We start from the raw sequence: 13,687 nt of genomic DNA, 5'->3' as shown, positions 1-13,687 counted from the left end.
CCCCCGGTCACCGTGGCCGTCCCGCCGGACGGTTTCGGCGGGCGAGGAGGCCGGCCGCCGCGGCCGTCATGCCGCGCCGTCCTCGCGGAGTCGCGCGCTGCGCGGGCGCATGTCGGTCCAGATCTCTTCGATGTGGCTCAGGCACTCCTCCTTGCCGCCGGTGAACCCCTCGGCCCGCCACCCGGCGGGGAGCTCCTGGTCGAGGGGCCACAGCGAGTACTGGTCCTCGTCGTTGACGACCACTTGGTGCATGTCACGCCTCCGTCGTTTCGGTACGGGTAGGGGTGGAGCCTCGCAGCGCCTGGACGCCGACCAGGTCGTCGGCCACGGCGTCGGGGACCTCCTGGTCGAAGCGGGCCAGTGCGGGGACGCGGGTCGCGACCAGCACGATCAGCACGATGACGGCGCCGAACAGGACGTACATGAGCCCGATGCCGCGGCCGGGTCCGGTGCCGAGGAGCGCCCCGATGGTGGGGGCCAGCGCGCCGCCGCGGGCGAGCAGCGGGTCGAGCACCGCCGCGGCGTACGGGGCGACGAGCCCGAAGCCGATGGGCAGGGTGGACCACGCGATGAGCGTGTTCATGGCGAACACCCGGCCGTGGAACCGCTGCGGCACCTTGACCTGCACGATGGTCGTGTAGATGCCGTTGAGCAGAGTGATCCAGAGCGTCATGCCGCACACCCCGACCGCGATCACGGTCAGATCGGCGCGCAGGCCGGTGACCAGGCAGAAGCAGCCGAGGATCAGCGTGCACAGCAGCACCCCGCGCAGCCGCATGCGCCGCGGGCCGCCCCAGACGATCATGATGAGCGCCCCGGCGAACGTCCCCACCCCGGCGAGGAACGCGATGCGCCCGACGTCGGCGAGGCCGGCGAAGGACAGCACGAGCGGCGAGAACATCAGCAGGAGCGGAGAGAGGAACACGTTCAGCACCACGAAGAACAGCAGCATCGCCACGAATCCGCGGTGCCCGAGGGAGTAGCGCAGCCCGCCCAGGATCTCCGCCTTGATCGACTCGCGGCGCCGCCAGGGCATCGTGGCGGGGAAGCGGACGGCCAGCAGCGTGACGATCGCGACCGCGTAACTGGCGACGTCCAGGACCAGGATGCCGCCGAGCCCGATCCCGGCGAGCAGGCCCACCGCGAAGATCGGCACCAGGAGCTGCGCCGTGCCGTTGCCCAGTTGCATGATCCCGACGGCGTGCCCGAGGTAGTGCTTGGGCACGAGCTGCGGCACCGCCGACATGTAGGCGATGCGCTGGAAGGTGAGGGCGACCGACAGGCAGCCCAGCAGCGGATAGATCAACCCCACAGACAGGTGGCCGGTCCACAGCAGGACGCCGAACGCGAGCTGGATGGAGAAGGCGGCCACGTCGCCGGCCAGCATCACCCGGCGCCGGCTGGCCCGGTCGACGATCGCCCCCGCGACGGGCGCGGTGAGCAGCCCCGGCACCAGGCCGACGACGGCCATCAGGGCGAACATCGCCACCGACCCGGTCGTGGTGTAGACCCACAGGGGGACCGCGAACTCGGTCAGCGCCGACCCGACGACGGAGGTCAGCTGGCTGAGCGCGACGGCCAGGAAACGCGGGATGCTGGGCCGCACGCCGCCGGAGGTCACCGGCGTGTCCGAGCGGGACGTGTCGTGCAGCCACCAGGTGGCCTCGGGCTCCCGCGCGCGCCCGCCCCCCGGTGCGGGTGCGGCCAGGGACTGCGAGGCGGTGGTGGCGTCCCGCGATCCGGACTCGGCGAGAACCTGGTCCGGGATGGTGCCGTCTGCCGGTCCGGGTTCGGCGAGAACCTGGTCGGGGATGGTGCCGTCTCCCGGTCCGGGTTCGGCGGGGACCCGGTGGGGTGCGGTGGCGTCGGGTTCGGCCAGGGCCTGGGGGGCGGTGACGTCCGGCGGTCCGGGTTCGGTGAGGGTCTGGTGGGTGGTGGTGACGATCTCGGCCAGTTCCTCGGCGCGGTACTTGAGGAAGAAGTGACCGGCCTCGGCGAGGACGACGACGGCCGTCGCCGGGGTCAGGAAGTGCCACTCGCGGAAGCGTTCCTGGTAGTAGTCCGTCGCCGGGTCCTCGGTCCCCACGACGCTGATCACCGGGGCGCGCAGCCGGTCGGCGCCGCCCTCCAGCAGGCGGGAGTAGTAGTCCTCGGCCTCGCGCGAGTCCCGGCGCATGTTGCGGACGATCCGCCGGGCCTGCGCCGGGTCGATGTCGCCCATCTCCAGGCCCATCGAGATCAGCCAGTTGACGTACCGCTGGTCGCCGCGCAGCCGCTCCGCCTCGGCCAGCCGGGAGATGCGCGACAGCAGCGCCCCGCGCGGCCGGGCGAAGGGGAAGATGCCGCCGATGTAGACCGCGACGAGGTCGCGTCCCGCCGCCTCCAGCCGCCGGGAGAGCTCGACCGTGAGGGCCGAGCCGACACCGCAGTGCCCGTACAGGATGACCGGGCCCTCGACCTTGTCCAGGATCTCGCGGACGCACGCCTCGGCGAGGTCGTCGAACGGCAGCGTGCCCTCATCCACCCCCACGTCGTGGCCGGGGATCGCCACCGACCACAGTGCGTGCCCGTCGGGCAGGGCGTCGGCGAGGGGCTGGTACACCACCGCGCTGCCGCCCCCGTACGGCACGCACACGTAGCTGACCACCGGCGTGGTGCTGCCGGCGGCGGTCAGCCGGTGCAGCAGCTCGCGGGGCCCGCGCCGTTCGGCGGGGACGTCGGCGAGCGCCGCCAGCTCGCGGACGGTGGGGTGCTTGAAGACGTCCATCACGCCGACCTCGCCGTCGACGCGGCCGCGCAGCCGGGCCACGACCTGGATGGCGAGCAGGGAGTGCCCGCCGAGGTCGAAGAAGTCGTCGTCGAGCCCGACGGTCTCCACGCCGAGCAGCTCGGACCAGATCTCGGCGATCGCCAGCTCGGTGGGCGTGCCGGGCGGGGCGAACTCGACCGCGGCGTCGCGCCCGGCGACCGGCGCGGGCAGTGCTCTGCGGTCCAGCTTGCCGTTGGGGCTGAGCGGAAGGGCCGCGAGGCCGACGTAGCCGCTGGGCACCATGTAGTCGGGCAGCGTCTTCTTCAGCTCCGCCCGGACGGCGGAGACGTCGGCGCCGTCCGGCACCAGGTAGGCCACCAGGCGGTCCTCGCGGACGATCACGGCGGCGTCCCGCACGTCGGGCAGCGCCCGCAACGCCGCCTCGATCTCGCCGAGCTCGATGCGCAGGCCGCGCAGCTTGACCTGGGTGTCCAGGCGGCCGAGGAACTCCAGCGCCCCGTCGGGCCGGCGCCGGACCAGGTCGCCGGTGCGGTAGAGCCGCGACCCCGGCGGCCCGAACGGGTCGGGGACGAAGCGGTCGGCGGTGAGCGCGGGCCGGTTCAGGTAGCCCCGGGCGAGGCCCGCGCCGCCGATGTAGAGCTCGCCGGGCACCCCGACCGGCGCCGGGTCCATGGACTCGCCCAGGACGTACAGGGCGGTGTTGGCGATGGGAGTGCCGATCGGCACTCTGGCCAGGCCGGACAGGGCCGCGGGCCGGCAGTGCCAGGCGGACACGTCGACGGCCGCCTCGGTCGGCCCGTACAGGTTGTGCAGCTCGGCCGAGGGCAGCGCGGCGACGCAGCGGCGGGCCAGGTCGGCCGGGAGCTCCTCGCCCGAGCAGATCACCCGGCGCAGCGACCCGCAGCCCGCCGCGCCGGCCATGCTCTTCGCGCCGGCCATGCTCGCCGCGCGCGCCATGTCGGCCGCGCCGGCCGCGCCCGCCTCGCCGAGGAACACCGCCAGCATCGAGGGCACGAAGTGGGTGGTGGTCACCCCCTCGGTGACGATCAGCTTGCGCAGGTACGCCGGGTCCTTGTGGCCGCCGGGGGTGGCGAGCACCATGCGCGCGCCCTGGCGCAGCGGCCAGAACAGCTCCCACACCGACACGTCGAAGCTCAGCGGGGTCTTCTGGGCGACGACGTCGCCGGCGTCGAGACCGAAGCGTTCCTGCATCCAGTCGAGGCGGTTGGCGATGCCGCCGTGGGTGTTGGGCACGCCCTTGGGCCGTCCCGTGGAGCCGGAGGTGTAGATGACGTAGGCGACGTCGCCGGGACGCACCTCCGGCAGCGGTCCGGAGGCGCCGGTCCAGGCGTCCGGGTCCAGGACGTCGTCCAGGTCGAGGACGCGCGCCGTCGTGTCCGGGAGCGTGGGCCGGATCCGCCGCTGGGTGAGCAGCACGGCGGGAGCGGCGTCCGCCAGCATGAACGACACCCGTTCCGCCGGGTAGTCGGGGTCGACCGGCAGGTAGGCCGCGCCCGCCTTGAGCACGCCGAGCAGGGCGGGAAGCAGTTCCAGCGACCGCTCGGCGCAGACGGCGACCACCGAGCCCACGCCCACCCCGAGGCCGCGCAGCGTGTGCGCGACGCGGGTGGCGGCCGCGTCCAGTTCCCGGTACGACAGCGAACGCCCCTCGAACCGGACCGCGACCGCGTCCGGCGTGCTCGCCGCCCGTGCCGCGATCGGCCCGTGCAGGGTCGCCTCGCCGGGGTACTCCGTGGCGGTGTCGTTCCAGCCGTCGACGACCAGGCGCCGCTCGTCCTCGGTGAGCAGGTCGACGCGCGACAGGGGGAGCTCGGGCCGGGCGGCCACCCGCTCCAGCAGGGTCCGCAGGTGTTCGGCCAGCCGCTCGACCGTGGCCGCCTCGAACAGGTCGGTGTTGTAGACCAGCAGCCCCGACAGGCCCCCCTCGGAGTCGTCGGCGAGGTAGAGCTCCAGGTCGTAGCGGGTCGCCCAGGCGTCCACCGGGAAGTCGGCCACGCTCAGCCCGCCGGGCGGCCGCACCGCCCCGGTGCGGTAGTTCTGCATGGCGAAGATGACCCCGAACAGCGGCGAACGGGACACGTCGCGGGGCAGGTCGAGTTCGGCGACGAGCTGCTCGAACGGCAGGTCCTGGTGGGCGAAGGCGTCCACGGACATGTCCCGGACCCGGTCGAGCAGCTCGCCGAAGCTCGGGTCGCCCGACAGGTCCACCCGCATCGTCAGCATGTTGAGGAAGCAGCCGATCACCCCGTCCAGCTCCGGCAGCCGGCGCCCGGCGACCGGGGAGCCGACGGCCACGTCGGTGGCGCCCGCGTACCGGCCGAGCAGCGCGCCGAGCGCGGCGAGCACGGTCATGTACGGCGTGGCCCGGTGCTCGCGGCCCAGCCGTGCCAGCGTCCCGGTCAGCTCGGCGCCGAGCGGGAAGGCGTGCGCGGCGCCGGCGTAGGTGCGCTCGGGCGGACGGGGAAGGTCGGTCGGCAGGTCGAGCGGTTCCAGCCCGGCCAGCCGCTCCCGCCAGAACGCGAGCTCGCGCCGCGGCGGTTCCAGGCTCCGCTGCCAGGCCGCGTAGTCGCCGTACCCCACCTCGGGCGCCGCAGGGACCGTGCCTTCGTACCGGGCGAAGACCTCGCCCACCAGCAGTTCGGCCGACCAGCCGTCGGCGGCGATGTGGTGCACGCCGATCACCAGCACGTGGTCGTCCTCGGCCAGCCTGACCAGCAGCGCCCGCGCCACCGGGCCGGTGGCCAGGTCGAACGGCACCGAAAGGAACTCCTCGGCCAGCGCCTTCGCGGCGGCCTCGCCGGGAGCGTCGCGCACGGTCAGCGGCAGGGTCGCGGCGTCGTCGGTCACCGCCTCCGGGCGGCCGTCCCAGGTCGCCGGGTAGCGCGTGCGCAGCACGTCGTGCCCGGCCGCGACGCCGGCGAGCGCGGCGGCCAGCCGATCCGGGTCCAGCGGCCCGCGCAGCCGGAGCCTGAGCGGGATGGTGAGCTGGGTGGTGCCGGGCGCGAACTGCTCCAGGAACCACAGCCGCTCCTGGGCGTGCGACAGCACGGGCGGCTCCCCGGCGGGACGCGCCGGGATCGTCCGCCGCGGCGGCGCCGCCGCCCCTTTGCGCAACCGCCGCGCCAGCAACTCCCGCTTGGTCGCCGACAGCCCGTCCCGGCCACCGGTCGGCACGTCTTGGCCGGCCGGCGGCGTGTTCCCGCCGGCGGGCGATGCGTCCTCGTTCGCCGATGGCCCGCCCCGACCGGCGAGCGGTTCGTCCTGGCCGGCGGCCAGTCCGTCCCGGGCGGTGGGCGGCTGGTTCTGGTCGGCCGCCGGCCCATTCCGGCCGGCGGAGGGGCTGTCGTCGTGCGTCGACAGCCCCTCCTGGCCGGCGGGCGGTCCGTCCGGGGTCGTGGGCGGCTGGTTCTGGCTTGCGGGCCGTCCGTTCCGGTCGCCGGGCGGTTCGCCGCCCGTCGGCAGGCCGTCGTGGACTGTGGGCTCGTCCTCGGTGGCCGGCCGTTCTCCGGCGCCGGTGCGCGTGCCGCTCAATGGAGGACCTCCGTGTCCAGCAGGCGGGCGGCTTCGGCTTCCGACAGGCCGGAGAGCTGCTCGACCAGCAGGTTCTCCACCGCCTCCGCCAGGCCGGCGACGGTCGGCCGGTCGAACACCGTGCGGATCGGCACCTCGAGGTCGACGGCGTCGCGCAGCAGGGCCGCCACCCTGATCACCAGCAGCGAGTGGCCGCCCAGGGCGAAGAAGTCGTCGAACGCGCCCACGACCTCCAGGCCGAGCACCTCCGCCCACACTCCGGCGACCAGGACCTCCGCGTCGGTGCGGGGGGCCACGAACGCGACGGCGGGTGCCGGCGCGGGCGCCGGCAGCGCCGCCAGGTCCACCTTGCCGGTGACCGTGAGCGGCAGCACGTCCATCGCCACCCACGCCGTGGGCACCAGGTGCGGCGGCAGGGTGGCCGACAGTAGCCGTCGCAGATCGTCCGGGGCGGCGGTACCGGTCACGTACGCCACCAGCCGGTCGCCGTCGGCGACCACCGCCGCCTGGCGCACCAGCGGGTCGGCCAGCAGGGCCGCCTCGACCTCTCCCGGCTCCACCCGGAAGCCGCGCACCTTGGCCTGCCCGTCGAAACGGCCGAGGAACTCAAGGGTCCCGTCGGGCCGCCACCGCGCCCGGTCGCCGGTCCGATACAGCCGGGAACCCGGCGGGCCGTACGGATCGGGGACGAACCGGTCCGCGGTCAGCGCCGGACGGCCGAGGTAGCCGCGCGCCAGCCCGGCCCCGCCCAGGTACAGCTCGCCTGGGACGCCCGGCGGCACCGGCTCGCCGTGCGGGCCGAGGACGTGCGCGGTCGCGCCGGCGATGGGCCGCCCGATGGACGGACGCCGGCCGGCGTCGGCGGCGCCGAGCGCGGCGGCCGTGGCGATGACGGTCGCCTCCGTCGGCCCATAGGTGTTGACCAGGCGGACCCGGTCGCCGAAGCGGTCCCGCCAGCGGGCGACGGCGGCGGCGTGCGACTGCTCGCCACCGATGATCACCAGGCGCAGCCGCTCCGGCCAGGTCAGGTCGTCGAGCGCGTCGGTGAGCCGGTGCCAGTAGGCCGTCGGCAGGTCCAGCACGGTGACGTCCCGGCCGGCGGGGGTGCGCAGCACGTCCGGCAGGGTGGCGGCGCCGTCGGGCAGCAGCAGCACCGACGCCCCCGCCGTCAGCGCCGGGTACAGCTCCTCGGCGTGGGCGTCGAAGCTGAGCGAGGCGAACTGGACGACCCGGTCGCCGGGGCCGAGGTCGTAGGCCTCCCGCATCCAGCGCACGCGTCCGGCCAGGGCGCCGTGCTCGATCAGCACGCCCTTGGGACGGCCGGTCGATCCCGAGGTGTAGATCACATAAGCCGGGTCCCCCGGCTCGACGGCCCGCCACGTGTCGTCACCAGGCTCGGCGGCCGACCGCGTGGGGTCACCGGGCTCGGCCGTCAGCCGCGTGTCGCCGCCGGGCTCGGTCGTCCGCCGCGTGGGGTCGCCCGGTTCGGCGGCCGGTCGTGTGTCGTCGCCGAGCCGGGTCGTCCGCCGCGTGTCGCCGCCGGTGTCCGGCTCGGACGGGGCGGTGAGCAGGGGGGTGCCCGGTGGCAGGCGGTGGGCGAGCGCTTCGGCGGTGACGACCAGGCGGGCGCCGCTGTCGCCGACCAGGAACGCGAGGCGCTCGTCCGGGTACTCCGGATCGAGCGGCAGGTAGGCGGCCCCGGCCCGCCACACGGCGAGCAGCGCGACCAGCGCCTCGACCGAGCGGCCGAGGCAGACGCCGACGACCGCGCCCGGGACCACCCCGCGCCGCCGCAGGTCCGCGGCCAGCCGCGCCGTCCTCGCGTCGAGTTCGCCATAGCCCACCTGCTGGTCTCCGCAGAGCAGCGCCGTGGCGTCGGGCGTCGCGACGGCCATCCGCGCGAACAGCGCCGGGACGGTCTCCACGGCGGTGGCCTCCACGGCCGAGGTGGATCGCAGGGCCGAGGTGGATTGCACGGTCGAAGTGGATTCCACGGTCGCGCCGGTTTCTACGGCCGCGGTGGCTTCCACGGTGGTCGCGGTGCCGTCGGAGGTGCCGTCGGGGGAGTCGTCGGTCGTACGGCCCGCGGCGGCCTCCGGGGAGACCTGGGCCGTAGGCGCGGTGCGGGTCGTGGGGACGTCGGATAGCTCGTCTCCGCCCATGCGGCTCGCGGCGAGGAGGGTCTCGTCGGTGGGGGTCAGCATCGGCAGGCGGGAGATCGGGGTGGCGGGGGCGTCGGCGATGCCGCGCAGGAGGGTGGCGAACCGCTCGGCGAGAGCTTCGACGGTCGCCGCCCGGAACAGGGTGGCGTCGTAGCCCAGCACGGCCAGCAGGCCCTCGCCCTGACGCCACGTCTCCAGGGCCAGGTCGAACTTGGCCTGCCGGTACCCACCGTCGAACAGCTCCACCCGCAGGTCGCCGACGCGCTCGGGCGGGGCGCCGTCACCGGCCTGGCTGTGCAGGATGATCATGGTGGACAGGAGCGGGTTGTGGTGGACGTCCCGCGGCACGCCCAGCTCTCCGACCAGCCGCTCGAACGGCACCGTGCGGTGCGCGTGCGCCTCCAGCACCGTGCGGCGGGTGGCGTCGAGCAGATCGGCGAAGGCCGGGTCCCCGGCGAGATCGCCGCGCAGCACCAGGGTGTCGGTGAGGTAGCCGACGACCGGTTCGAACTCCACCCGGTCGCGGACCGCCCAGGGCGTGCCGACCAGGATGTCGTCCTGTCCGCTGTGCCGGGCCAGCAGCACCTGGTAGGCGGCGGCCAGCACCATGAACAGGGACGCGCCGTGCTCCTGCGCCAGCCGTTCCAGCCGGGCGACGACCCGCTCGGGGATCGGGAACGGGTGGAAGGCCCCCTCGGGCCGCCGTCCCCGGGGCAGGTCGGTGGGCAGTTCGAGCGCCGGCGGCGCGGCGAGCTTGCGCCGCCAGTACTCCAGCGCCTCGTCGGCGGCCGGTCCGGCTTCCTGTTCCCGCTGCCACAGGGCGATGTCGCCGTACTGGACCGGCAGCGCGGCCAGCCTCGGCTCGCGCCCCTCCGCCCGGGCCTGGTAGAGCGCGAACAGGTCGTCGAGCATGATCCCGAGGGACCATCCGTCGGTGATGATGTGGTGCAGCACGAAGCAGAGCACGTGGTCGTCCGGGCCCAGGGCCAGCAGGCTGACCCGCAGCGGCGGCGACCCGGCCAGGTCGAAGGGCGCGTTGGTGCGCGCGGCGACCAGGCTCCGGGCGCGGTCCTCGGCGTCGGCGAACGAGGTGAGGTCGAGCCGTTCGACCGGAACCGGGCCGGGCGGGTGGACGACCGTCACCGGCTCGCCGTCGGCGCCGCCGTCGGAGAAGGAGGTCCGCAGGCTCTCGTGCCGTGCCACCACCGCGTCCAGGGCGGCGTCGAGCGCGCCGGCGTCGAGCGCGCCGCGCAGCCGCAGCACCAGGTACATGTTGTACGAGGCATCCTCGGGATCGAAGCGCTGCAGGAACCACAGCCGCTGTTGCGCCGGCGACATCGGCGGCTGGACTCCGGCCGGGCGGGGCCGCACTCCTGCGGGCTCGGGCGCCTCCTCTTGCTGGCCCCCGGCTTCCTCGCGCAGGCTCGCGATCTCCTCGGCGACCCCGATGACGGTGGGGTCGTCGAAGAAGGCGTCGAGCGACATCTCCACCCCGAGGCGTTCCCTGATCCGCGCGGTGATCTGGGTGATGGTGATGGAGTGCCCGCCGAGGTCGAACAGGTCGTCCTCGTCGCCGATGTCGTCGAGCTCCAGCACCTCCCGCCAGATCCGCCGAATCTCCTCGACCAGCCCGGCGTCCCCGCCCTCGCCCAGCACTGCGATCCCGGCCTCGCCAAGACCGGCATCCCCTAGCCCGCCGTGCCCGTCCTCGCCCAGCACTGCGACCCCGGTCTCGCCCAGTACTGCGCCCCCGGTTTCGCCCAGTACTGCGGACCCGGTCTTGCTCGGACCGCGAGTCCCGGTCTCGCTCGGCACCGTGGCGCCGGTCTCGCCGGGCGCGGCGGCGCCGGTACCGCTGGGCACTGTGGCGCCGTGCTCGCCGTGGACCACGGTGGCGGCCGTGCTGCGGCGGCCGCCGTGGGAGGCCGCCGCCGGTTCGGGCAGGGCCGCGCGGTCGAGCTTACCGACCGGGTTCAGCGGCAGGGCGTCCAGCATGACGTACGCGGCGGGCAGCATCGGCCGGGGCAGCGTCCGGCCCAGGTGGGCGGTCAGCGCCCCGGGTTCGGGGGACGCGCCCGCCACGGGCACGACGTACGCGACCAGCCGTGCCTCGCCGGCGTGCGTGCCGGCACTTGAGCCCGCGCCCGTGCCCCTGCCCGTGCTCGCGTCCGAGCTCGCGCCCGCGTCCGCGCCCTTGCTCGTGCTCGCGTCCGTGCCCTTGTCCGCGTCTGTGGCTACGTCCGTGCGCGCGTCGGTGCCCGTGAGCAGTACGGCGGCTTCGGCGACCTGCGGATGGTCGAGCAGGCGGGCCTCGATCTCGCCGAGCTCTATGCGGTGGCCGAGCAGCTTGACCTGGCCGTCCTGGCGGCCGAGGAACTCGATCTCGCCGTCCGGCCGGTGACGGGCCAGGTCGCCGGTCCGGTACAGCCGCGACCCCGGCGGTCCGAAGGGGTCGGGGACGAACCGCTCCGCCGTGCGGCCCGGTCGGCCCCGGTAGCCGCGCGCCACTCCGGCGCCGCCGATGCACAGTTCGCCGGCCACGCCCGTGGGCACCGGGCGCAGCGTCTCGTCCAGCAGGTACACCTGGGTGTTGGCGATCGGCCGTCCGATCGTGACGACCTCGACCTCGCGGGACCTCTCGGCCTCGCGGGACCTCTCGGCCTCGTGGGATCCCCCGACCTCGCGGGACCCCACGGCCGCGCGGGGCTCGCCGGTATCGGCCGCAGGGGGCTGACCGGCCCGGCCGGGTTCGCCGGGTTCGCCGGGTTCGCCGAGGGTGCTCCAGATGGTGGTCTCGGTCGGGCCGTACACGTTGAAGACGCGACCGAACCGGGCCCGCAGTTCTCCCGCGAGCCGGGGTGGCAGCGCCTCGCCGCCGGTGAGCGCGGTCGTCCCCGAGATGCCACCGGGCAGCAGCAGCCGCCACACCGACGGGGTGGCCTGCACGTACGTGACGCCCTGCTCGGCGACCAGGCGGGCCAGCGCCTCCGGGCGGCGCACGGCGCCGGGAGCGGCGACGACGACCGTGCCTCCGGTGACCAGCGGCAGGTAGAGCTCCAGGGCGCTGATGTCGAACGCGGGCGAGGTGAGCGCGAGCCAGCGGTCGCCGGGCCCCGAGCCGAGCAGGTCGCGCATCGAGAGCAGCAGGTTCGCCAGGTTGCCGTGCTCGACCTCGACGCCCTTCGGGCGGCCGGTCGATCCCGAGGTGTAGATGACGTAGGCGAGTTCTCCGGGTGAGGGCGGAGTCTGCTCGTCCCCTCCGGCCGGGTCCGCGTCCTGTTCCTCTCCGGCGGGGTCCGCGTCCTGTTCCTCGTCGTCGACGAGAAGGACCGGCCCCGGCAGGGCGCAGGGCATGGCGGTGTCCGACAGCACGAGCCGTGGCCGGGCGTCCTCCACGATCATGGCGAGCCGTTCCGCCGGATGGTCGGGGTCCAGCGGCAGGTACGCGGCGCCCGCCTTGTGCACGGCGAGCAGCGCGGCCGGCAGCGTGTCCGAGCGCGGCAGGCACACCGCGACGAGGTCGCCGCGGCGCACCCCGGCCCGCCGCAGGCGCCGCGCGATCCGGCCGGCCGCCGCCTGCAGCCCGGCGAAGGTCAGCGAGCGGTCGCCGAAGGTCACCGCCACCGCGCCGGGGCGAGCCCGTACCTGCTCGGCGAACAGGTCGTGCAGCGTCGCCGCGCCGTAGTCCGCCGCGGTGGCGTTCCACTCGGTGACCAGCCGCGACCGCTCGGCCGGGGAGACGACCTCAAGATCGGCGAGGCGGACCTCGGGGTCGGCGGCGGCGTGGCCGAGCAGCGCGCGCAGGCCGTCGCGGAACCGCTCGGCGGCGCCGCGGTCCAGGGCCGCGGGGTCGAACCTCAGGCAGGTGGCCAGACCGTCAGGGCCGTCCACGAACTGCAGGTGCAGGGCGTTGCGCACGCCCCCGCCGAACATCGTCCAGTCGGCCGACACCGCGAGACCGGGGAACTCCGGCTCGGCGTCCCGCCTGCGGTAGCTGATCGACACCGGTGCCACGGCGGCGCGCGACGCCTGGCCGAGCGCCCGGGTGATCGGCACCTCCCGGTGCGCGTACAGCTCGCGCAGCCCGGCACGGACCTCCCGGACGAACGCGCCGAAGCTCTGCCCGGGCTCCGGGCGTGCGGTGACGGGCAGTTCGTTGACGAACGGCCCGATGTGGTCGCGGGCCGCGGGCCCGCGCGTCGTGACGTCGATCATGACGGCCGGGTTGTCGGCGCCGTACCTGAACAGCAGCGCCTGCATGGCGGCGACGAGCGTCTCGAAGATCGTCGCGCCGGCCGTCCGCGCCACCTCGGCGGCGCGGCGGCGTAACTCGTCGTCGGCGCCGCCGCCGATCTGCTCACCGGGGCCGTAGCGGCTCGCCGTGCGCCGCTGCCCGGGCAGCGCGAGGCCGGCGGGCTCGCTCCAGCGTTCCGACCAGAACGCGCGGGCCGCGGGCAGCGCGGCCGAGACCCGGTCCTGCTCGTCGCGGGCCGCGCCGGTGAAGGACGACGGCTGCCGGGGCGCGTCGGCCAGGGCCCACGGCTGCGGTGGCGCGTCGGTGAAGGGCGACGGCTGCCGGGAGGCGGTCGCCTCGGCGTAGTACCGGGCCAGGTCGCGGACCAGGATGTCCTTGGACATGCCGTCGAAGACCAGGTGGTGGGCGACGAACAGCAGCAGGTGCCGCCGTGGGCCCGCGGGGGCCAGGACGAACCTGGCCGGCGGGCCCTTCTCCAGGTCGAAGGCGCGGGCGGTCTCCTCGGCGATGAGCCGGTCGAGGGCCGCGGGGGAGGGGTCGGGCAGTTCGACCACGGTGACCGGCGGCTCCGCGGCCTCGGCCAGGTGGAGCCCGTCACCGTCCTGCACGACGGTGGTGGCGAGCACAGGATGCCGGGCCACCACGCCGGCGCACGCCGACAGCAGCGCGGACACGTCGAGGTCGCCGTCGAACCACAGGGCGAGCGGCATGTGGTACGCCGGACCGGCGCCCCGCCGCGCGCTGATCCAGATGCCCTGCTGGGCGGGCGAAGCCGGACTTGTCTGCTCTCGGTGGGTCATGTGCGTTCTCTCCGGTCCATACGCGTGAGTCGCCGGGGTGCCCGCAGGCCACCACCCGCCGCGTCGCTCCGAAACATTTTTCCCCCAGCACCGCTATTTCGGCCCACCGCACCCCGCAGATGGGCATAGAAGTACCAGTTCATCCGGT

At 74.9% G+C, this 13,687-nt stretch carries 3 protein-coding genes; all 3 read right to left on the bottom strand.

The window, feature by feature from the left end:
* Positions 1 to 66: 66 nt before the first annotated feature.
* Genes ABZU32_RS17710 through ABZU32_RS17700 form a run of 3 tightly spaced genes read right to left on the bottom strand, consistent with a single transcriptional unit; the run spans position 67 to position 13,539 of the window.
* Positions 67 to 252 (bottom strand): MbtH family NRPS accessory protein, encoded by a 186-nt coding sequence (locus tag ABZU32_RS17710; RefSeq protein ID WP_354837141.1) that lies wholly within the window; start codon positions 250 to 252, stop codon positions 67 to 69.
* 1 nt (position 253) lies between these two features.
* Positions 254 to 6,322, bottom strand: coding sequence for an amino acid adenylation domain-containing protein (locus ABZU32_RS17705; RefSeq protein WP_354923376.1), 6,069 nt, complete (start codon positions 6,320 to 6,322; stop codon positions 254 to 256).
* Complete coding sequence (locus ABZU32_RS17700; protein WP_354923373.1) at positions 6,319 to 13,539, bottom strand: amino acid adenylation domain-containing protein; 7,221 nt, start codon at positions 13,537 to 13,539, stop codon at positions 6,319 to 6,321. Before ABZU32_RS17700 ends, ABZU32_RS17705 begins: the two co-directional genes overlap by 4 nt.
* Positions 13,540 to 13,687 lie beyond the last annotated feature (148 nt).

It is taken from the genome of Sphaerisporangium sp. NPDC005288, from assembly GCF_040607475.1.
Taxonomy (GTDB): Bacteria; Actinomycetota; Actinomycetes; order Streptosporangiales; family Streptosporangiaceae; genus Sphaerisporangium; species Sphaerisporangium rhizosphaerae.
Note: the sequence above shows the minus strand (reverse complement) of the source record. Positions and strands in the feature narration are given on the sequence as shown.